The 20836-nt window shown below is 70.7% G+C and carries 21 protein-coding genes and 1 riboswitch; of the genes, 10 read left to right on the top strand and 11 right to left on the bottom strand.

The annotated features are described in order from the left end of the window. Nucleotides 1–75 precede the first annotated feature (75 nt). The gene (locus ACFYPG_RS22540) at nucleotides 76–1587 is read right to left on the bottom strand and encodes a phosphoesterase (RefSeq protein ID WP_387353757.1); all 1512 of its coding nucleotides are present in this window, start codon (nucleotides 1585–1587) and stop codon (nucleotides 76–78) included. Nucleotides 1588–1822: 235 nt separating this feature from the next. Beyond that, entirely contained in the window at nucleotides 1823–2485 is a 663-nt protein-coding gene (locus ACFYPG_RS22545; RefSeq protein ID WP_355010024.1) for a hypothetical protein, read from the bottom strand. 433 nt (nucleotides 2486–2918) lie between these two features. Here ACFYPG_RS22545 and ACFYPG_RS22550 point away from each other — a divergent pair, with 433 nt between their 5' ends. Continuing rightward, on the top strand, nucleotides 2919–3881 hold the full coding sequence (locus tag ACFYPG_RS22550; RefSeq protein ID WP_355010025.1) for a helix-turn-helix transcriptional regulator: 963 nt from the start codon (nucleotides 2919–2921) through the stop codon (nucleotides 3879–3881). A gap of 40 nt (nucleotides 3882–3921) precedes the next feature. Here ACFYPG_RS22550 and ACFYPG_RS22555 read toward each other — a convergent pair whose 3' ends face one another. Further along, on the bottom strand, nucleotides 3922–5310 hold the full coding sequence (locus tag ACFYPG_RS22555) for a PLP-dependent aminotransferase family protein (protein WP_387353758.1): 1389 nt from the start codon (nucleotides 5308–5310) through the stop codon (nucleotides 3922–3924). On the opposite strand from ACFYPG_RS22555, the gene ACFYPG_RS22560 reads away from it, so the two are divergent. After that, nucleotides 5309–6265 (top strand): DMT family transporter, encoded by a 957-nt coding sequence (locus tag ACFYPG_RS22560; RefSeq protein ID WP_387353759.1) that lies wholly within the window; start codon nucleotides 5309–5311, stop codon nucleotides 6263–6265. The two genes, ACFYPG_RS22555 and ACFYPG_RS22560, sit on opposite strands and share 2 nt — an antisense overlap. A 75-nt stretch (nucleotides 6266–6340) precedes the next feature. On the opposite strand, the gene ACFYPG_RS22565 is transcribed toward ACFYPG_RS22560, so the two are convergent. Next, a complete protein-coding gene (locus ACFYPG_RS22565; protein WP_196924914.1) occupies nucleotides 6341–6736 on the bottom strand; it encodes a helix-turn-helix domain-containing protein in 396 nt (131 codons plus the stop codon). 95 nt (nucleotides 6737–6831) lie between these two features. On the opposite strand from ACFYPG_RS22565, the gene ACFYPG_RS22570 reads away from it, so the two are divergent. Both ACFYPG_RS22570 and ACFYPG_RS22575 read left to right on the top strand, forming a co-directional pair. Further along, a complete protein-coding gene (locus tag ACFYPG_RS22570; protein WP_387353760.1) occupies nucleotides 6832–7689 on the top strand; it encodes an SDR family oxidoreductase in 858 nt (285 codons plus the stop codon). A 170-nt stretch (nucleotides 7690–7859) separates the two neighbouring features. Beyond that, nucleotides 7860–8321: a GNAT family N-acetyltransferase gene (locus ACFYPG_RS22575; RefSeq protein WP_387353761.1), complete on the top strand. Its 462-nt coding sequence runs from the start codon at nucleotides 7860–7862 to the stop codon at nucleotides 8319–8321. A gap of 27 nt (nucleotides 8322–8348) precedes the next feature. Here the strand turns inward: ACFYPG_RS22575 and ACFYPG_RS22580 are convergent, their stop codons facing one another. Then, nucleotides 8349–8708: a hypothetical protein gene (locus ACFYPG_RS22580; protein ID WP_355010030.1), complete on the bottom strand. Its 360-nt coding sequence runs from the start codon at nucleotides 8706–8708 to the stop codon at nucleotides 8349–8351. 102 nt (nucleotides 8709–8810) lie between these two features. Then, the gene (locus tag ACFYPG_RS22585; RefSeq protein WP_355010031.1) at nucleotides 8811–9509 is read right to left on the bottom strand and encodes a helix-turn-helix domain-containing protein; all 699 of its coding nucleotides are present in this window, start codon (nucleotides 9507–9509) and stop codon (nucleotides 8811–8813) included. Nucleotides 9510–9574: 65 nt separating this feature from the next. On the opposite strand from ACFYPG_RS22585, the gene ACFYPG_RS22590 reads away from it, so the two are divergent. The 5 genes from ACFYPG_RS22590 (at nucleotide 9575) to ACFYPG_RS22610 (ending at nucleotide 14753) form a co-directional block, all read left to right on the top strand. Further along, nucleotides 9575–10411, top strand: coding sequence for an alpha/beta fold hydrolase (locus tag ACFYPG_RS22590; RefSeq protein WP_387353762.1), 837 nt, complete (start codon nucleotides 9575–9577; stop codon nucleotides 10409–10411). Between the two features lie 94 nt (nucleotides 10412–10505). Then, a complete protein-coding gene (locus tag ACFYPG_RS22595) occupies nucleotides 10506–11450 on the top strand; it encodes an ion transporter (RefSeq protein WP_355010033.1) in 945 nt (314 codons plus the stop codon). Nucleotides 11451–11527: 77 nt separating this feature from the next. Further along, nucleotides 11528–12700 (top strand): acyl-CoA dehydrogenase family protein, encoded by a 1173-nt coding sequence (locus ACFYPG_RS22600; protein WP_387353763.1) that lies wholly within the window; start codon nucleotides 11528–11530, stop codon nucleotides 12698–12700. After that, on the top strand, nucleotides 12700–13545 hold the full coding sequence (locus tag ACFYPG_RS22605; RefSeq protein WP_387353764.1) for a phosphate/phosphite/phosphonate ABC transporter substrate-binding protein: 846 nt from the start codon (nucleotides 12700–12702) through the stop codon (nucleotides 13543–13545). Before ACFYPG_RS22600 ends, ACFYPG_RS22605 begins: the two co-directional genes overlap by 1 nt. Then, nucleotides 13542–14753, top strand: a complete 1212-nt coding sequence (locus ACFYPG_RS22610; protein ID WP_355010036.1) for a ferritin-like domain-containing protein — start codon at nucleotides 13542–13544, stop codon at nucleotides 14751–14753. The genes ACFYPG_RS22605 and ACFYPG_RS22610 overlap by 4 nt, the downstream gene beginning before the upstream one ends. A 63-nt stretch (nucleotides 14754–14816) precedes the next feature. On the opposite strand, the gene ACFYPG_RS22615 is transcribed toward ACFYPG_RS22610, so the two are convergent. Continuing rightward, complete coding sequence (locus ACFYPG_RS22615; protein ID WP_357201402.1) at nucleotides 14817–15167, bottom strand: DUF1330 domain-containing protein; 351 nt, start codon at nucleotides 15165–15167, stop codon at nucleotides 14817–14819. Between the two features lie 121 nt (nucleotides 15168–15288). Then, entirely contained in the window at nucleotides 15289–15879 is a 591-nt protein-coding gene (locus tag ACFYPG_RS22620; RefSeq protein ID WP_387353765.1) for a TetR/AcrR family transcriptional regulator, read from the bottom strand. Nucleotides 15880–15996: 117 nt separating this feature from the next. Between ACFYPG_RS22620 and ACFYPG_RS22625 the strand changes: the two genes are divergently transcribed. Beyond that, on the top strand, nucleotides 15997–16350 hold the full coding sequence (locus tag ACFYPG_RS22625; protein WP_387353766.1) for a TraR/DksA family transcriptional regulator: 354 nt from the start codon (nucleotides 15997–15999) through the stop codon (nucleotides 16348–16350). A gap of 25 nt (nucleotides 16351–16375) precedes the next feature. Here ACFYPG_RS22625 and ACFYPG_RS22630 read toward each other — a convergent pair whose 3' ends face one another. The 3 genes from ACFYPG_RS22630 to ACFYPG_RS22640 form a co-directional block, all read right to left on the bottom strand. Beyond that, complete coding sequence (locus ACFYPG_RS22630) at nucleotides 16376–16873, bottom strand: GNAT family N-acetyltransferase (RefSeq protein ID WP_387353767.1); 498 nt, start codon at nucleotides 16871–16873, stop codon at nucleotides 16376–16378. 136 nt (nucleotides 16874–17009) lie between these two features. Further along, a complete protein-coding gene (locus ACFYPG_RS22635; RefSeq protein WP_387353941.1) occupies nucleotides 17010–18005 on the bottom strand; it encodes a ribonucleotide-diphosphate reductase subunit beta in 996 nt (331 codons plus the stop codon). Nucleotides 18006–18061: 56 nt separating this feature from the next. Then, complete coding sequence (locus ACFYPG_RS22640) at nucleotides 18062–20377, bottom strand: ribonucleoside-diphosphate reductase subunit alpha (protein ID WP_387353942.1); 2316 nt, start codon at nucleotides 20375–20377, stop codon at nucleotides 18062–18064. A 192-nt stretch (nucleotides 20378–20569) separates the two neighbouring features. After that, nucleotides 20570–20787, bottom strand: a riboswitch (cobalamin riboswitch). Nucleotides 20788–20836: the final 49 nt, after the last annotated feature.

Genomic DNA, 20836 nt, shown 5'->3' on the forward strand with positions numbered 1-20836 from the left:
CGGGCCTGCCCCGCACCACCGGACGTCGTCCGTCGAGCGGTGCCGGACAGGCCCGCGATATCGCTACCGCATCGGTCAGCGCACGTGCACGAAGACCGGGTTCGAGTAGAACCACAGGTCGTCCCACGGGCTCTCCAGCCCGTCGGCGAGCGGCTCGGCCTCGTCGGTGCTGGTGCCGCGCACCCGTGCGTAGGTGTCCGCCTCGACATTGCGCAGGGTGTGCCGGATGACGTAGCTGTCGCCCCGCCGACGCCAGTCCCGCGGGCCGAACCGGGCCGCCACAGTGGTGGTGGGATTGGTGTCGGCGTCCAGGCTGGCGCTCGGGCCGGTGATCTGGCCGACGATCAGGTCGACCCGGCGGACCGCGGGCCGGTCGCCGTTCGCGTTCACCCCGCCCAGCGGGCGGAAGGTGATCTCGATCTCGACATCGGTACGGCTACGACGGCTCACCGTGATCGTCTCGCCGACCTCGGCGGTCCTGCCCTGGGACGTGGCGGTGACGTCGAGGCTGCGGATCAGGTCACCGGTGGTGACCCAGATCCGGCCGTTGCGCAGGCCGTCCATGATGTCGCCGTAGTCCTGACGGGCGTGCACGTACGTCTTGCTGTACTCGCCGGGCCAGAAGTCGGAGCCACCCCGGGTCCAGTGCACGTGCGAGTCCGAGGTCGCGGTGATCCACCAGCGCCGGCCCTCGCCGAGCAGTGAGTCCCACAGGCCGCCGACCCGCGCGGTCATCTGGTCGAAGCCGCCGTAGGTGGGGTGGTTGCCGTAGCCGCCCCGCTTGCCGCCGTTGAGCGGGCCGGCCTGGTGACCGGGCGCGCCCTCGAAGCCGATGTAGACGTCCGGCGCGGCGTTGTTGCCGTTGCGGAACTCGCGCGGGGTGTCCTGACCGTAGACGCCGAGACCGGGCGCCGAACGGGACGCGTGGTGGGCGATCACCAGCGGCTTGTGCGGCATGCCCCGGGCCACCTTGAGGAACTCCACCATCTTGGCCTCGGTGTCGCGGGCCGGGTCGGTGGGGAACGCGTCGTACTTGGCGAACCGGCTCTCCAGCTCGAAGAGCTGCTTCGCCTCGTCCTCATGGCGCGGGATCATCAGCGTGTGGTGGTCCAGCGAGGGCGCGTCGAACTCCATGCCCCAGAACTGGAGCACCTCGGGGACCAGCTTGCGGGATCGCAGCAGGTCGGGGTATGCCTGCTCGATGTTCACCTTCGAGTGGGTCGGTCCACCGTGGTCGGTGCACATCGCCCAGGTCAGGCCGAAGTTCTTCGCCATGATGGCGTTGGTGACGATCGGGTAGACCGCGTCCGCGCCCTTGTGGAAGACGATCGGGGACTTCGTGGTGTCGAACTCGCCGCTGTACTCGGAGTGGATGTGGTGGTCGCCCGCACGCCACGCCCGGTTCTTGGAATTACCCCGGTCGGTCTTGTCGTCGTCACCCGGCCTGCGGTCCTCAGCGGCCCAGGCCGCGCCGGCGCCGACCAGTGGGCTGGCCGCGGCCAGCGTCGCACCGACGCCCGCGTACTTGACCAGCTTGCGCCGGGACAGCTGCGCGTGCTCGGTCTCTTCGGGATGCTTGTCTCTCACCTGAGAGCCTCTCCTCGATCAAGCGAATGCTCTTTCGATCAAGGAGCCTCGGAGAAGGCGGTGAACAGCCGCCGTACGCAGCGGGTGCGCGCGATGAACACCCTGCCCCGACCTGGCCGAGGCGCCGGGCCGGTCAGCAGCGGGTCACCCCGTGGTCGCGCCGTGTCCAGACCGGCCCGGCCCCGGCGGGGCCGGGTCAGGGCGTTCGCCGACCGGTCCCCCGCCGACGGCCCGGTCAGATCCGGGCCCGCGGCAGCCAGCCCAGGAAGCGGAGCCGGACCCGGGGCAACGGCATCGTGGGCAGGTCCTGAGCGGCGGCGACGAGGCAGGAGCCGAGATAGACCGCGAGGGAGGCGCGCGCTCCACCGAACTCGGCGAGCAGTTGGCTCTGCTTGGTGGCGCAGGGCCACTCGCGGCCGCATCCGGTGCAGGTCCAGCTTGGCGGGTTGGGAAGGTGCTCCGGAAGCTTGGCGCGCCGGTACCGACCGACGACGCTGTTGTCCGAGCGCACGTCGCGTCGCCGTGCGGCGGGACCTTCGTTGCGGTGGGCCACCGGACGGGCGCCGGGCAGGTAACGCCCGACCGTGCCGAAGAGCACGCCGACGCGGATCAGGGCGTCCGGTCCGACGTGCTGGGCCAGCAACGCGGTCAACAGGTAGTGCCCGAGCAGGTCGAAGGCGTCACGGTGCAGACGCAGGTCCCGGCAGAGGTCGACGAACTCCGGCGTGGTCAGCGGCACCCGGTCATCGAGTGCGCGCCGCAGGACCTCCCGGAGCCCACGCCCGAGCCTCTCCAGCGCGTCCCCCTCGCCCAGACCCAGGCTGTCCTCGTCCGCCACCCGGGCCAGCGCCTCGGCGACAGCCAGCCGAACGATGCGGTCAGGATCGGTACTGTCCAACGCTTCCCCCTCCGTGGGTCGGCCTCCCGGCAACGAGCCGGTCGGTCATCCTCCGACGAATCATGAACAAGATTTCGCTGTCGGCCGCGCGGATGGCTAGGACAGCGGACGCAGAACCACGTGGCGCGCTAGCCGGAAAACGAAGTCGAGCTGCTGACACATCGCCGTGATTCGGAGCACGACACGTCGGCGATTGTCGTATGGTGACATTCCCATCTACAGATATTGCGCATCAGCATCAGTGAATGGTCTGACCAGAGCCAGAGCCGACACGCTCAACCGGTCGCTGCCGTCCCGCTCGCGACGTTTCATCCCACCCGCACCGCCGGCCAACGATGTGCCGGGTCACCGCCGAGTACCCCGGCACGTCCCGAACCTGCCGCCGGCAACCGTTCCAGCACCCGGCGGCACCTCCACCCGACGGAGACAGCGGATGACGTCATCGCACGTGCAGACCCACCAGTTCGACAGCCGTGATCCAACGGCCATCCAGGAATTCCTGTCCGACACATACGACCCGAAGCTGCGCATTCGGAGCAGGAACGCCTATCGGCTCACCCATCACCGCGTCGACACCGGCCCCTTCGCCATCGCGACCACGCGCCAGAACGGGCACCTGGAGATCGACGTCAGCGCCCTCGGCAGGCTGGCCATCGGTCGCAACCGCACCGCGCACGGCGGTCGCTCCTGCGCCGGATCGGCCCACCGGTTCGGCCCCGGCGATGCATTCCTCGTGACGAGGCCCGAGGAGCCGTGCACCATCCACTGGAATCCCGGCGAGGTGGAGCTCTGCGTACTGGACCTGTCGGTGCTGGAGCAGGTGGCCACCACCGCGCCGGCCCGCCGGCCCGGTCGGATCGAGTTCACCGAGCTCGGTGCCGCCAGCACTGCCCTTGCCCGGCAGTGGCGCAACACCACCAGCTTCGTCCGCGACATCGTGTTGAACAGTCCGGCCGACGGGGCACAGTCGCTGGTGATCGGCAACGCTGCCCGGATGCTGGCCGCGGCGGCGCTGGCGGTCTTCCCCAACACCGCGTTCACCGAGCCGACCGCGGCGGACCGGAACGACGCCACCACCGCCACGCTGCGACGGGCGATCACGTTTCTGGAGGAGCACGCCGACCGGGACATCAGCGCGGCCGACATCGCCAGCGCCGCCGGTGTCTCCCTCCGGGCGGTGCAACTCGCCTTCCGCCGTCACCTCGGTACCACCCCGATGGCCTACCTGCGTCGGGTCCGGCTCGTCCGGGCGCACCACGATCTGGTACGCGCCGACCCGCGCCAGGAGACGGTCTCGGCGATCGCCAGTCGGTGGGGATTCGCCAGCCACAGCAGGTTCACCGCGCGCTACCACGCCAACTTCGGTGTGCCGCCGCGCGAGACGCTGAATGCCTGAAACCCACGCACCGGACGTCTACCAGCCAGGCGACCAGTGTTCAACCGAGGACGCGGGCGAGGCGTCGAACGGCCTCGTCCATGAGTTCGGGTGCGGCTGCCGCGTAGGTGAGGCGTAGGTGCGGGGCCGGGGGGTCGGCCGCGTACCACGGCCGGCCCGGGAAGACGGCGACGCCCTCGGCCGCCGCGGCAGCGACCAGTGCCGCCTCGTCGGTGCCGGCGGCGAGGCGCACCCAGAGGTGCATGCCGCCACGTGGGATCGATAGGGGGGCAATGCCTGGCAGGTGCCGGCGTAGCGCGGTCAGCAACGCGTCACGGCGTATCCGGAGGGCTCTGCGCAGTGCCCGGTGATGCCGCGACCACGACGGGGAGGTGACGAAGTCGATCGCCGCCTGTTGCAGCGGTCCGGCGACGAAGAAGTCGTCGAGCAGCCGGGCGGCGCGCAGTCGCGCTCCGGCCGGGCCGCGGGCTCCGATGGCGGCGACGCGCAGCCCGGGGGCGGTCGACTTGGTCAGTGAACGAAGGTAGATGACGTGACCGTCGGGATCATCGCTGGCCAGTGGTGGCGGAGCCGGATCGTCGATGGTGAGGTCACGGGCGTAGTCGTCCTCGATCAGGAACGCCCCGGCCTCGCGGACGACAGCGGCGACCTGCGCCCGGCGGTGCTCCGCCAACGTCGCGCCATGGGGGTTGGCGTACAGGGGCTGGCAGTAGAAGAGCCGGGCGTCGGTGCGGGCGAACGCGGCGGCGAGTTGGTCGGGTCGTACCCCGTCGGCGTCAGCCGGCACGGGCACCACCCGCAGCCCGGCCGCGCGGGCGGCGGCCAACGCACCCAGGTAGGTCGGCGACTCGACGAGCAGGGCATCACCGGGCGCGGTGAGGGCCCGCAACGCGGACGACAGGGCGGCCTGCCCGCCGGGGCAGATCACCATGTCCTCGGCATGCAGCCCCGCCCCGGCCTCGCGGGCGAACCACGCGCGCAGGTCCGCGCGGCCCTCGACCGGCCCCCGCTGCCAGCTCGCGGGCTGGCGGGCGGCTCGGGTGAGGGCGGCTCCGAGCGCAGCGGCAGGCTGTAGGTCCGCGTCGAGGTAGCCACCGGACAGCGGGATCGTTCCGGCGGGCGTCAGCGCCAACAGCGCCTGCATCTCATCCTGACCGAACCGGCGGGGCCCGAGCGCGACGGTCTGCCAGGACAGGTCGGGTACGCCCGGCTCGTCCGGTGCAGTGGCCACAAAGGTGCCTCGGCCGGGTCGCGCCTCGATCAGCCCTTCGGCCGCCAACTGTCGGATGGCCTCGGCGACGGTGACCGGCGAGGCCTGATGTCGGGCGGTCAGCTCTCGTACCGAGGGCAGCCGGGCGCCGGGGCCGGCGACGGCCGCGAGGGTCCGAAGATCTTGGATAACGCGTTGGGCTGCGTTACCGTTTTCCATGAGGGACAAGAGTAGCGCTACTGCGGAAAACACGGTAACAGCGGACCGGCTCTCCGGGCTCGGTCTCGGCGCCCTGGGCGTGCTCGGCTTCAGCCTGTCACTTCCGGTCACCCGCATGGCCGTGCAGCAACTCGACCCGTGGTTCGTCGCCTTCGGCCGGGCTGTCGGCGCGGGCCTGCTGGCATGGGCGTACCTGCGTCTCACCGGCGCACCGCGGCCCACCCCCGGTCAGTGGCGACGGCTGCCGATCGTCGCTCTCGGGGTCGTCGTCGGCTTTCCCCTGTTCACCTCGATGGCGCTTCTCACCCAGACCTCCGCGCACAGCGCGGTCGTCATCGCCGCGCTGCCCGCGATGACGGCCGTGTTCGCGGTGCTGCGGGCCGGCGAACGCCCACCGCCGCTGTTCTGGATCGTGAGCGCCGGCGGGCTGCTGGCGGTTCTCGCCTTTCTCGGCGCCAGCGGTGCGGTACGCGGTGCCCTCACCCTGCCCGACCTGTTCCTGCTCGCGGCGGTCGTGCTCTGCGGCCTTGGCTACGCCGAGGGCGGCGCGCTCGCCCGCGAGTTGGGCGGCGCTCGGACGATCTGCTGGGCGTTGCTGCTCTCGCTGCCCATCACCGTTCCGGTCACGGCCGTTGCCGCCGTCGTCAGTCCGCCGCGGGCCGACGCTCTCGGCTGGTCGGCGTTCGGCTATCTCACCGGGGTCTCGATGTTCCTGGGCTTCTTCGCCTGGTACGCGGGCCTGGCCCGGGGCGGTGTAGCGCAGGTGGGCCAGGTCCAACTCGCCCAGCCGGTGCTGACCCTGGGGTGGTCGGCGCTGCTGCTCGGCGAGGTGGTCTCCCCCGCCTCGATCGTGGCGGCGCTGGCGGTGCTGGGATGCGTCGTGGCCACCCAGCGCATCCGCCAGAGCCCACGGTCGGTCGTGACGCGACGCGAGGCCAGCGCGGGTCCGTCGTAGGGCCTGTGTCAAAGCAACTTGCCGGACCGCCGCCTGGACTCCACCTCGGCTCGACCGAGGACGTTGACACAGGCCCTAGCCCCGGTCGCGCTCGCGGCTGTCGCGGGCGGTCTGCAACTCGGGCACCGAGGCCTCCAGCAGATCGGCGAGGCCACGCAGTTGCTCGGCGACCCGGGCGCCGAGGGGGGTCAGCGAGTATTCGACGCGCGGTGGGATCGCGGTGAGCACCTCGCGGGTGAGCATCCCGTCGCGTTCGAGTGTCTGCAGGGTCTGGGAGAGCATCCGCTCGCTGACCCCGTCGATGCGCCGACGCAGCGCGTTGAAGCGGTAGCGACCCTCTCCGAGCGCCAACAGGGCCAGCGAGGCCCACTTCGAGGTGACGTCCTCGAAGGCCGCGCGGGAGGTGCAACCCCGGGCGAAGACATCGCTGACGAATTCCTGGGTAGGCCCCGCCGGGTCCTGGGCCGGCATGTCGCTCACCTCACCAGCCTAACCCACGCTGCCCGTTGGTTAGTGCTGTAGATTCGTAAGTGCCTGCTGATCTGTCACTAACTCCGGAGGTTCCCATGCCCACCTATGCCGTCACCGGCGCCACCGGCCGGCTGGGCCGCCTCGTGATCGGGCAACTGCTCGACAACGGGGTACCCGCCACCGACATCGCCGCCATCGTCCGCAGCCCGGAGAAGGCCGCCGACCTGGCCACGCGCGGCGTCGAGATCCGCAAGGCCAATTACGACGACCCGTCGACGCTGCCCGGAGCCGTGGCCGGCGTACGCCGCCTGCTGCTCATCTCCGGCGACACTCCCGGTCAGCGCGTCGCGCAGCACACCGCGGTCATCGACGCCGCCAAGCTCGCCGGCGTCGAGCGTCTCGTCTACACGAGCATCCTGAGGGCCGACACCACCGCGAACCCGCTCGCCCCTGAGCACAAGGCCACCGAGGAGGTGCTCGCCGCGTCCGGCCTGGCCTACACCGTGCTGCGCAACAGTTGGTACATCGAGAACTACACCGACCAGCTACCGCAGTACCTGGGGTCCGGCACGATCCTCGGCGCCACCGGCGGCAGCAAGATCTCCGCCGCGACCCGGGCCGACTACGCGGGGGCGGCCGTCGCCGCGCTGACCCGGGATGAGGACGGCAACGCCGTCTACGAACTGGGCGGTACGGCGTTCACCTTCGACGAACTGGCCGAAGCCGTCACCGAGGTGACCGGCACCCCTGTCGTTCACCAGGACATGTCCGCCGCCGCGCTGGCCTCGGCCCTGGAGAACGTCGGCCTGGACGCGGGCACCGCCGGTTTCGTCGCCGCGCTCGACCAGTCCATCGCCGACGGCGAACTGGCGACCGACAGCGACGACCTGAGCCGGCTGATCGGCCGACCGAGCACCCCACTGCGCGACGCCGTCCGGGCGGCGCGGGCCTGATCGGGGTCATCGCCGAAGCGGGCGGCGGTGGCATGTCGCCGTCGCCCGCCACCCGGTGACCGTATCCTCGGCGCCATGGTGAGGCACATCGACAGCCGGCTCTCCCGGTACGAGGGGCAACGACGTCGGCATTCCGTGCCGTCCGATCTGGACAGTCTGGCGTCGACTCGGTGAGCGGCGACGTCGTCATCCGCGCCGCCGTGGCGCAGGACGACCCCGAGCTGGTCTTTGACGTGCTGTGGCAGCTCGCTCCGGACGACGCACGGCCGCACGTCGACCGGCTCGCCACCGCCTGGCGTGACCTGCACGCCCAAGCTGGCCGCCGCCTCCTGCTGGCAGTTGCCGGGGACACCTTCGTGGGCACGCTGGACACCGTCGTCGTCCCCAACCTCACCCACGGGGCGCGACCGTACATGGTGGTGGAGAACGTGGTGGTCACGTCCGACTGGCGTCGTCGTGGAGTCGCCCGGGCCCTCATGCTGGCGGCGCTCGACGAGGCGACGGCGGCCGGCTGCTACAAGGTCCAACTGGTGTCGAACGCCGCGCGTACCGACGCCCACCGGTTCTACGCGTCCCTCGGGTTCGCGCAGTCGGCCCTCGGCTACCGCCGATACCTCACCACGACAACCTGACGCCGCCCGCTGCCGCGTCCCGCCCGACTACTCCGCCTCGTCCTGCTCCTCGGTGAGCTCGGCCAGGACGTCGGCCGCGTCCCGGTTCCCGCCGTCGGCGAGCCGGCGAAGTTCACCGACGTCGGCCCGCTCCGCGGCCAACTCGACGAGCTGGTCAGCGGCGTCCTTGTCGCCCCGGTCGGCGAGACGCCGCAACTCGCCCATGTCGCCGAGTTCGGTGGCGAGTTCGACAAGCTGGGCCGCCGCGTCGGCGTTGCCGTTCTCGGCCAGCTGACGCAGTTCGGTGAGGTCACCCCGCTCCCCCGCGAGCTCGACGAGCTGGTCGACCGCGTCCCGGTCACCGTCAGTGGCCCGTCGGCGCAGGTCGGCAAGATCAGGGTCGGACATCGCGCACCTCTTCGCAGCTGGTCCCGCTCACCATCGAGAACCTAGACCAGCGGGCGTCGCGGTGGCGGACGAACGACGGACACCGCCCGTACGCCGATCCGCTCAGCCCGACTCGGTCGACTCCGCGACCAGCAGGCCGGTGAGCAGACCGCGCAGGGTCCGCTCGACGAGGTCCGCCCGGGGCGGTGGTCCGGCGGGCTGGCTGAACGCCGCGACGAGGTGCGGGTACGTCGTGAGGTCCACCCCGGCCAAGCTGAACGCCCCAGCGGCGGATTCGCGGCGGGCGAAGAGGCTCACCACGCCTGTCATCATCGCGATGGCCTCGAACTTGGCGGTCACCGGGCAGCGCACGGGCTCCAGGACCCGGATGCAGTTGTCGAACCAGGCCAGGCTCTCCGGGCCGGCGCCCGAGGGCCGATGGATCACGTCAGGCAACCACGGGTGGGCTGCGAACAGCGCCAACTGCCGTCGCCCCAGCAGCACCATCGTTTCCAGCCAGTCGCCCTTCACCTGCGGGTACGGGCGCAGCTCCCCCACGGCCCGGTCGGTCATCAGGTCCAACAGGTCGTCGCGGGACGTCAGGTAGCGGTAGAGGGACCCGGCGCCGGTGCCGAGCGCGGCGGCCACGGCGCGCATCGACACCGCCGCCAGCCCTTCGGCGTCGGCCAGGGCGATGGCGGCCTCCACGATGGCGTCCCGACTGTGTGCCGGGGCGGGGCCGCGGCTGCCGCGTTCGGGTCTGCTCCAGATCGACTGCCGCTCGGGGCCGCCGTCGCCGGTACTCGCGGGTGCGTCGCTCACCGACCTACTGTAAACTGCGAACGTCGTTTGCAGTTGTTTGTCGGTGGGAGAAGGGTGGACCAGACATGGAGCAGGTCAGGGCACGGGACGGCGCGACGATCGTGCTGCACTCAACCGGGACGGGGCCGGGGATCGTCGTGGTGCACGGCGGCGGCGTGACGATCGACGTCTACCGGCGGCTGGCCACGGCACTCGCCGACCGGTTCAGCGTTCACCTCTACAACCGACGGGGACGGGCCGACGCGCCACCGAGGTCGATGCCCTACACCGCTGATCAGGAGGTCGACGACCTCGCCGCCGTACTGGAGCACACCGGGTCCGGCAACGTCATCGGCCACAGCGGCGGCGGTTTCCTGGCGCTCGAAGCCGCGCTCCGACTGCCGATCGACCGGCTCGCCCTCTACGACGCCGCCGTCTCGATCGACGGCAGCTTCCCGTCGGGCTGGCTCGCGCCGGCCCGGGCAGCGGCCCAGGCCGGCGACACCGCCCGCAGCCTCGCCATCACGACCGCCGGAATCAACTCGCAGATGGCGGCGGCGAAACTCCCACTCGGCATTCGGACCGCGATCATCCGTGCGTTCCTGCGAACGCCGATCGGCCGGACCATGGGCGAGCTGCTGCCGACGACGCTGGACGAGGCCGCGCTGATCCTGGCGCACGACGGCCCGGCCACCCGGTGGGCCGGGGTGCGCGCCGAGGTGCTGCTGGCCTGCGGGGCCGACGGCCCGCCCTACTACGTGCACCAGAACGCGGCGCTCGCCCGCGCGCTGCCGCACGCCCGGACCCTGACCATCCCGCGCAGTGGCCACGACGCCATCAACCGGGCGCACCCGAGGACCGTCGAACCACTCGCCGCCTTCTTCGCCACGCCCGTGACGACAGAGCGGACGCCCCACTCCTGAGCGGTCACGCGATCTCCACTGTCTTGATCTTGGCTAGTCTGGTGGGTATGCCCGCACACCATTCGCACCGTCACACGATCGAGTCGGCCGACTGGTGAGTGACGCACCCGTTCCCGCCCCCCGGGGTGGGCCGTCCACACCGGGCCCGCGCTCGGGATGGGCCGACCGGTGCGACCAGCTCGCCCGGTCCCGCCCCTTCGAGATCGCCATCGTCGTGGTCATCCTCGCCAACGGCATCGTTCTCGGCTTGGAGACGTACGACGACCTGAGCCCGGCGGGCACCGTGCTGCACGGGCTGGAGCTGTTCTTCCGAGCCGTCTTCGTCGTCGAGATCGCCATCCGGTTGGCGGCGTACGGCAGACGCCCGCAGGACTTCTTCCGGCACGGCTGGAACGTCTTCGACTTCGTGGTGATCGCGGCGATCTTCATTCCGGGCCTGCACGGCGACCCGGCGCTGCTACGGGTCGTCCGGGTCGTCCGCATGGTCCGCCTGGTGCGGTTCTCGCCAGGTCTGCGGACCATCGTCTCCGCGCTGTGGCGCAGCCTGCCGGGCGTCACCGGATTCTTCGCCCTGGCCGTGGTGACGCTCTACGTCTACGGGATGGCCGGCTGGCTCATCTTCGGCAACAGGTATCCGGAGGAGTACGGCGACATCGGCCGGTCACTGCTGACGTTGTTCGTGCTGTTGTCTCTGGAGACGCTGCCTGACCTCATCGAGCAGGGCATGGCGATCTCACCGTGGACACTGCTCTACTACGTCAGCTACGTGATCGTCACCGTCAACCTGCTGCTCAACATCCTCATCGCGGTCATCGTGAACTCCATGGAGGAGGCCCGCCGGCTGGAGATGACCGAGCGACTGGCCCCCGGATACGACGAGGACGGCGACGGCGTACCGGACGAGGTGGACCGGATCGCGCTCACCCAACGACTGGACGATCTGCGGGCTGTCATCACCGAGTTGGAACGAGAGCTGCGCATCGACCGCGACGACGGGCACGGCCGATCCCACCGGGACAACGCCCGCGCCAGACGGTGATCCGACGCTCGCGCTGCGTTCTCGCGTTCGGATAGGGTCGGCGGAGGTCCCATCGGCCCTTCTGAAGGGGTACCGGCATGACGGCCAGTGTCGACAATGCCCAGACCGCCACCGATTCCACAGACACGCTCGGCACGGTGATCGACGACGTGATCCGCCCGCAGGCACCGTTCGTCGACCGGGACGGGGCCTTTCCCCGTCCGGGTGTCGATGCTCTCGCCGCAGCCGGCCTCCTCGGCCTGGCCTCCTCGACCGAGGTCGGCGGCGCCGGCCACGGCATGCGGGCGGTCGCCGAGGTGATCGAGCGGCTGGCCGCCGAGTGCGGGTCCACCGCGATGGTGGTGCTCATGCACTACGCGGCGACCGCCGTCATCGAGGCGCACGGTCCACGCGACGTCCGCGCGGCCATCGCCGCCGGCGATCACCTCACCACGCTGGCGTTCTCCGAGTACGGCTCGCGCAGCCACTTCTGGTCGCCGACCGGCACCGCTACCGCCGCCGACGACGACGACACCGTCCGCCTCGACGCCCGGAAGAGCTGGGTCACCGCGGCGGGCGAAGCCAACAGCTACGTCTGGTCGAGCCTTCCGCTGACCCCCGACGCCGGCCCGATGACGCTGTGGCTGGTGCCTTCCGACAGCGCCGGCCTCAGCGTGACAGGCGACTTCGACGGGCTGGGCCTGCGGGGCAACGGCTCCCGCCCGATGACCGCGGACGGGTTGCGGGTTCCGTCGACGGCGAGGATGGCGGCCGACGGGGCCGGGCTCGACACCGCGCTCGGGGCGGTCCTGCCCTGGTTCCTGGTGCTCAACGCCGCCTTCTGTCTCGGTCTCGCCGACAGCGCGGTGGCCGAGGCCGGCCGACATCTCACCAGGACCACGCTCGCGCACACCGGCGCCGCCCTGCGCGACGCGCCCGTCACCCGACGCGACCTCGCCCGGCTGATGATCCGCACCGACGCGCTGCGGGCCTTCCTGGGTGACACGCTCACCGCCCTGGAGACCGGCCGCGACAACGCGATGCTGCGGGTGCTCCAGGTCAAGGCGCTCGCCGGCGAGACCGTCGCCGACGTGACCGACGGCGCGATGCAGCTCTGCGGCGGCAGCGCCTTCCGCAAGGAGTTGGGCCTCGAGCGCCGTTTCCGGGACGCCCGCGCGGCCCGGGTGATGGCACCGACCACCGACGCGCTGCACGATTTCGTCGGTCGGGTCGCCACCGGGCTGCCACTGCTCGACGAGGCCAACCGCTGATGCCCGCGCCAACCGTTCTGCTGGGCGCTGTCGCGTACGACCCGAAGGTGGTGACCATCTGGGAGGGCTCCCGCACCTGGCTGCGCGGGCGGGGCCTGGACTTCGACTTCGTCCTCTACTCGCACTACGAGCGACAGGTCGAGGATCTCATCGCCGGGCGGATCGACGCGGCCTGGAACTCTCCCCTGGCCTACCTGCGGGCCGAGCGGCTGGCGTCCGCCAACGGCACTGCCGTACGCGCGCTCACCATGCGCGACACCGACCAGGACCTCACCTCGGTCGTGGTGGTCCGCGCGGACTCGCCGGTGCGCCAACTCGCGGACCTCGCCGGACGGGTGGTCGCCGTCGGGGCTGTCGACAGTCCACAGGCGACGCTGATCCCGTTGGATCACCTCGCCGCGCGCGGGGTCACTGTCGACGTACGCCGCTTCGACGTGGGTGTCGGCCTGCACGGCGACCACATCGGCGGTGAGCGCGACGCGGCCCGCGCCCTGGTGGCCGGGGAGGTCGACGCCGCCTGCATGATCGACGCCAACCATCTGACTTTCGTCCAGGAGGGCACGTTACCGCCCGAGGGCACCCGGATCGTGGCGCAGACCGCACGCTACGACCACTGCAACATGACGGTCCGCGCACCGGAATCCGAGGGGGTCCGGCTCTTCGGCACGCTCCTGCTCGGCATGTCGTACGCCGATCCGCAGGTGCGTCCGCTGCTGGACCTGGAGGGGTTGACGGCCTGGCGGGAGGGCCGCACCACGGGGTACGACGTCCTCGCCGACGCCGTCGACACCAGCGGTTTCTACTCCCCCGACGGGCGGGTGACGGCCACGGACTACCGGCCGTGAGCGCGACACCTGTCGCCGCGCTCGACCTGGGTGTGCTGGGTTTCGGCCGGGGCGCACACCTGCTGGTGCAGCGCGCCCTGGCCGGGTTGCCGCCGGGCGGCCGGTTGGCGGTCTCCGGTCGCGACCCGGCGCTACGCGTTCACCTGCCCGCCTGGTGTCGTGGCCGGGGCCACCGCGTCGAGTGGCCGGATCGGGGTGACCGGAGCGACCTGGTCGCCGTCGTCATCCGGGGGTCGGTGGACGACGACCGCTGGTTCGGCGCGGAGCGGGCCGGACCGGCCCTGCCGTCGGCGCTCAGCAGCCGACCACCCGCACGATGGGGGCTCGGCGCCCGGGGCGCGCTCCTGGAGGCCGGTGGTCCCGAAGCCCGGTTCGACCTGGACGACCGCGACCTGGTCTGGGCCGACATCGCCCCCCACCTGTACGCGCAGGCCGCCGCGCGACAGTGGGACCCGCAGACCGCAGTGCCGTGGGACGACCCGTTCGCGTTGCCGGCCGACGTCGAGGCCGCGGTGGTGCAGGTGATGACGTACCTGGTCGAGAACGAGCAGGCAGCGCTCGTCGTGCCGGCCCGGTTCGTGGGGCGCATCCACCCGCACTTCCGGGAGGTCGTGCAGCTTCTCGCCGTGCAGATGGCAGACGAGGCCCGACACATGGAGGTCTTCAGCCGGCGGGCACTGCTACGGGGCACCGAGATGGGCACGTCGTCCGCCGGCGGTCGGCAGTCGCTGTTCACCCTCGTCGCGGAGTCGGACTTCGCGTTGGCGTCGTTCCTGCTCTCCGTGCTCGGCGAGGGCAGCTTCGTCGATCTGCTGTCCTTCCTGCACGAGTTCGCCCCGGACCCGGTGACACGCCGGATCTGTTGGCTCGCCATGCAGGACGAGCGCCGGCACGTGGTGTTCGGCATGGCACACCTGGAGCATCAGGCGCAGTCGGATCCACTGCTGCGCGACCGGCTGCGGGCGGCCATCCACCGCCGTCACGACGCGCTCGTCGACACGGCGGGCCTCAACGCTGACGTTCTCGACGCGTTGGTGGTGCTCGCGGCGGGTGGGTGGCACCCGGACGACGTGTCCGCCGGCTTCGACCGGGTGCGGGCTCTGCAACACGCCATGGACCAGGGCCGTCAGCGCCGGCTGGTCCGGCTGGGTTTCCGGCCCGACGAGGCGGCGGCGCTCTCCGCCCTGCACACCCGCAACTTCATGTAGCCGATCCCCGCGCACGCCGTGCGGTGCACGGGGATCGGCGTACGGCAGGTCAGCGAGAACTGGTCACTGGCCGAGCAGGGTGCGGATCTGACGCGCGTAGCCGGCCACCGTGAAGTCCGGGCCGACGGAGTCCACCAGGACCAGGTCGTTGATGGTGTGATCGACGCGTAGCGCCAGGATCGCCTGGTACTCGGGCGAGTTGTACCAGGTCCTGGCGGTCTCCGCGTCCGGGAACTCGATCAGCACGACCGACCCGGGCCAACTGCCCTCAAGGACCTCCACCTGGGCATCCAGAACGAGCCACTTGGCGCCGTACGCCTCGGTGGTGGCCTGCACCTGCTCCAGGTAACGCAGGGACTCCTCGGTCGGCACTCCGCCCGGGATACGCAGGTGATTGATCAGGTACGTGCTCATGTCTCACTCCTCAATTCGGGTGCTGCTCCCGGCCGAAGGCGTACGACCGGTCGTCTTGGATTGGGTACACGCCGCGCCGGATGGAAAGACCCGGACTGTTACCGACGGGATCGGACGCGGATCAGGTGAGGATCCGGGCCGTGGTGATCGTGAAGAACTCCCGGAGGGCGGCCGGGTCACCGGATGCCTTCGCCCGGGCTGCCGCGCCCTCGTAGCTGGAGACGACGAAGCCGGCGAGATCGGTGGCAGGTTCGTCGCCGTGCAGTTCACCGGCAGCCCGCGCCTGCTCGATCGCCATGGCGAGCGCGGCGACCCAGCGGCCGAAGCCGGCGTCGACGGCGTTGCGCAGGGCATCGCTGTGCGCCGGGATCTCGGTGGCGAAGTTGCCGAGCAGGCATCCGCGATCACCCATGGTGTCGCCGAGGCCGGTGACGTATCTCAGATGATCGGTGATCCGCTCAAGCGGTGTGCCGCCCTGCTTCTCGTCGAGCATCTCCAGCCCCATCGCCGCGGAGTATCTCGCCACCGAGTCCAGGGCGAGGTCCTCCTTGCTGGCGAAGTGGTTGTAGAAGGTGCCCTTGGGCGCCCCGGCCGCGGCGACGATGTCCTGGACGCTCGTCCCGTTGTAGCCCCGCAGGTGGAACAGGTCCAACGCGGCGTCGGACAACCGTTGCCGGGTTCCGGCGGAGGTCGGTGACTTCGGTCGTGGCATCTCGTGCACTCCTTCCGCCCAGGGTTCCGACTGGCTGACAGACACCACGATATGACCGGTCGTCTCGGAATGCCAGTGATGTGACCGCTGTCATCCCCCAGGTACTGTGAAGAGGCCATGAACAGGGATTCCAGCGCGGTCCGCGAGGAGCTGCTACGGCTGCGCGAGCAGACCGAGGCCCAGGCCACCGCCCTGGACGGCGACCTCCGGAGCCTCTTCGAGGCGTCCCGCTCGTCCAACGCCGATGACGAGCACGACCCCGAGGGCAGCACGATCGCCTTCGAACGCGCGCAGCTCACGGCCGTCCTGGACGCCACCCGCCGACGCCTGGCCGAGCTGGACGTCGCGCTGCGACGGGTCGACGACGGCAGCTACGGCGTGTGCGAGGGCTGTGGCAACCCGATCCCCGCCGCACGGCTGGCTGCCCGCCCGTCAGCCCGTACGTGTGTGGCCTGCGCCACCCGACGGTGACGGCCGCCGCCGACCGGCGGACTTCTCAGGCGATGGTGGGGCTGCGCCGTTCCAACAGAATGACGTCGCGCCAGCGTCCGTGGTGGCGACCAACCCGCTCCCGGACGCCGATGACCCGGAATCCGGCCCGCTGGTGCAGCGCCAGGCTGGCGGTGTTCTCCGGAAAGACCCCGGACTGGATCGTCCAGACGCCGTCGGCCTCGGTGGAGGTGATCAACGCGTCCAGCAGCAGTCGCGCGATGCCACGGCCCTGGGCGGCCGGGTCGACGTACACGGAGTGCTCCACCACACCGGCGTACACCGCGCGGGTCGAGGTCGGCGAGACGGCGACCCAGCCAAGCACCGTTCCACCCGGGTCGACGGCCACGAACCGGTGCCCGCCCAGCCGGGCGGCGCTGAACGCCGCCCAGCCCGGCGCGGTGACCTCGAAACTGGCGTCACCGGTGTCCAGGCCGGCCTGGTAGATCGCCAGGACCCGGTCGGCGTCGGCGTCGGTCATGGACCGCACGGTGATGTCGGCCATCAGCACGTTCCTTCCCTGGCAGGCGATCACCCCCGAACGGGCCACTTCCTTGATCAGGTGTTCAAAAGCAGCTGTCGAGGTCGTCTCCAAGCTACTTCTCATCACCTGATCAACGGAAGCGCATGGACCGAGGTCGTTAGAAGTCGTCGTCGAAGGCGACGGTGCCGGTCACCCCGACCTGGTACGCCGACACCCGCCGCTCGAAGAAGTTGGACAGCTCCTGCACGTCCTGCAACTCCATGAAGCCGAACGGGTTGCTCGACCCGTAGTGCGGCGCGATGCCGAGCTGGGCGAGGCGGCGGTCGGCGACGTGCTGGAGGTACTCCCGCATGTCGGCCAATGTCAGACCGGGCACGCCGTGGCCCACCAGGTCCTCGGCGAACTGCACCTCACACTCGACCGCCTCGGTGAGCATCCGGCGAACCTGGTCGGCGAGGTCGTCGTCGAACAGGTCCGGCTCCTCGGCGCGAACGGTGTCGACGACGTCGAACGCGAACGCCATGTGCATGGACTCGTCGCGGAACACCCAGTTGGTGCCCGAGGCGAGGCCGTGCAGCAGGCCACGGGAACGCAGGAAGTAGACGTAGGCGAACGCGCCGTAGAAGAACAACCCCTCGATGCAGGCGGCGAAGCAGATGAGGTTGAGCAGGAACGTGCGCCGGTCCTCGCGGGACCGCAGCTCCCGCAGGTCGCTGAGAGAGTCGATCCACCGGAAGCAGAACTCGGCCTTACGCCGGATCGAGGGGATGTTCTCGATGGCCGCGAAGGCCTCGAAGCGCTCCGTCTCGTCGGGCACGTACGTGTCGAGCAGGTTGAGATAGAACTGGACGTGCACGGCCTCCTCGAACAGTTGGCGGGACAGGTAGAGGCGACCCTCCGGGCTGTTGACGTGCTGGTAGAGGTTGAGCACCAGGTTGTTGGCGACGATCGTGTCACCGGTGGCGAAGAACGCCACCAGGCGGCTGACCAGGTGCCGTTCGGCCGGAGACAACTTGTCCAGGTCGGCGAGGTCGGCATGCAGGTCGACCTCCTCGACGGTCCAGGTGTTGCGGATCGCGTCGCGGAACCGGTCGAAGAAGTGCGGGTAGCGCATCGGGCGGAGGGTGAGGTTCATCCCGGGGTCGAGCAGCATGTGCGTGGTCCTCGTGTCGGTGGTGCTGGCGTCGGTCGTGGCGGCTTCGGGAAGAGTCACTGGCAGGCCTCGCACGACTCGGGGTTCTCCAGCGAGCAGGCCAGCGCGTCGGCGTCGACGACGGGTGCGACGGCGCTGACGGTGGCCTGCTGGATCCGCGTCGCGGGGCGCGAGCGCAGGTAGTAGGTGGTCTTCAGCCCGGCCTTCCAGGCGTAGAGGTACATCGAGGAGAGCTTGCCGATGGTCGGCGCGGCCAGGAACAGGTTCAGCGACTGGGACTGGTCGATGAACGGGGCGCGGGCGGCGGCCAGGTCGATCAGCGCCCGCTGCGGCAGCTCCCACGCGGTGCGGAACAGTTCCCGTACGCCGGCCGGCAACTCGGCGATGTCCTGCACCGACCCCTCCGCCCGCTTGATCGCCGAACGGATCCGCTCGGTCCACAGACCGCGGGCCTTGAGCTCGCGCACCAGAGCGGTGTTGACCTGGAGGAACTCCCCCGACAGGGTCTCGCGCTTGAACAGGTTGGACACCTGCGGCTCGATGCACTCGTAGCACCCGGCGATCGAGGCGATGGTGGCGGTCGGCGCGACCGCCACCAGCAGCGAGTTGCGCAGCCCGTACGCCTCGACCCGCTCGCGCAGCGCGTCCCACCGCGCGGTCTGCGTACCCTCGACACCCCACAGGTCGGGCTGGAGCTGGCCCCGCGCGGCCCGGGTCTGCGGGTACGCCGGATGCTTGCCGAAGTCGCGCGCCAGGTCGGCGGAGGTTTCCAGCGCGGTCAGGTACAGCTCCTCGCTGATCCGGGTGGACAGCTCGCGGGCGGCCGGCGAGTCGAACGGCAGCCGCAGCGCGAAGAAGGCGTCCTGAAGGCCCATCAGCCCGAGCCCGACTGGCCGCCAGCGGGGGTTGCTCGCCGCCGCCTGCGCGGTCGGGTAGTAGTTGATGTCGATGACCCGGTCGAGGAAGGTCACCGCGGTCCGCACCGTGGCGCGCAGCCGCTCCCAGTCGATGCCGTCGGCGGTGAGGTGGGCGGCGAGGTTCACCGAGCCGAGGTTGCACACGGCGGTCTCGGCGTCACTGGACACCTCGACGATCTCGGTGCAGAGGTTGGACAGGTGCACCACGTTGCCCGGTTCGGCGGTCTGGTTGCAGAGCCGGTTCGACGCGTCCTTGAAGGTCATCCAGCCGTTGCCGGTCTGGGCGAGGGTCCGCATCATCTTCCCGTACAGCTCCCGGGCCGGGACCTGCCGCACGTAGCGGCCCTGCGCCTCGGCCTGCCGGTACGCGGCGTCGAACCGCTCCCCCCACAGGTCGGGCAGCTCGGGCACCTCGTGCGGGTCGAACAGCGACCACAGCTCGTCGGCCTCGACCCGACGCATGAACTCGTCCGGCACCCAGTTGGCCAGGTTCAGGTTGTGGGTGCGGCGGGCGTCCTCGCCGGTGTTGTCCCGCAGTTGCAGGAACTCCTCGATGTCCGGGTGCCACGGCTCCAGGTAGACGCAGGCAGCGCCCTTGCGTCGGCCACCCTGGTTGACCGCGGCGACGCTCGCGTCCAGCGTGCGCAGCCACGGCACGATCCCGTTGGACTGCCCGTTCGTGCCCCGGATCAGCGCGCCCCGGGAGCGGACCCGGGAGTACGCGATGCCGATGCCCCCGGCGAACTTGGACAGGTTGGCGACCTGGGCGTACCGGGCGTAGATCGAGTCCAGCTCGTCGAGCGGGGAGTCGACCAGGTAGCAGGAGGACATCTGGGTGTGCCGGGTGCCGGAGTTGAACAAGGTCGGCGAGCTGGGCAGGTAGGCCAGGCTGGACATCAGCCGGTAGAAGTCGACCGCCTCGTCCGGCGTCCGGGACAGGCCGCAGGCCACCCGCAGCAGCCAGTACTGCGGGGTCTCCAGCACCAGTCGGCTGGTGGGGTGGCGCAACAGGTAGCGGTCGTACACCGTGCGCAGGCCGAAATACTCGAACCGGCGGTCGCCGTCCGGGTCGACGGCGTGGTCGAGCGTCGCGGCGTGTGCGGCGACGAACGCGGCGGTGTCGTCACCGATCAGGCCCTCGGCGTGGCCGACCCGGATCGCCGCGCTGAACGAGGTGATGCCCTGTCGCCGCACCTCCTTGTCGACGTAGCCGGCCAGCAGCCGCGCGGCCAGACGCGAGTACTGCGGCTCCTCACCGATCATCTCGGCGGCGGTCTGGATGGACAGCCGGTCGAGTTCGGCAGTGGTCGCGCCGTCGTAGAGGCCGCTGATGGTGCGGGTAGCCACCCGCAACGGGTCGACGTCGGTCAGGTCGTCGGCCCACCGCTCGACCGCCCGGACGATCTTGTTCACGTCCACGGGTTCGGTGCCGCCGTCGCGCTTGCGGACCTGCATCGGCGTCCGCCGCACTGTCGCGTCGCCTCTGGCCGGGACTACCTCGGTGACTGTCACCACTCGCTCCTCGGAGTTCGAGACCTGGTGGCCCGGACGCGAGGAGACAGACACCGACGGACGCCACGCCGGCACCGGCGTGGGTCAGGTGGCGTCAGCCGTCCCACGCGGCCTCGGACCGCCGCCCACCCGGGTGCGGGTACGCGGCGCGCTGGCAGGTCTTCGGACTCGCGGGCACGACCGGGCTCGCCGGTCTCCTACTGGCCGTCGCTTCCCAGGCCGAATGGTGGCCCAGTGCTGATGACGGCTGTCGTTCCCACTCACCGCTGCGGGACAGTCCCGGATTTCCACCGGGTTCCCTGTTGCCTCGACCGCACTGGATGAGCGGCCGAACCAGCTGCGCTCGACACCATATATAGGGACGCAGTCGTTGTCACACCCCACATGTCGGTCTCGGGCGTG

It is taken from the genome of Micromonospora sp. NPDC005553 (assembly GCF_042871765.1).
Taxonomy (GTDB): Bacteria; Actinomycetota; Actinomycetes; order Mycobacteriales; family Micromonosporaceae; genus Micromonospora.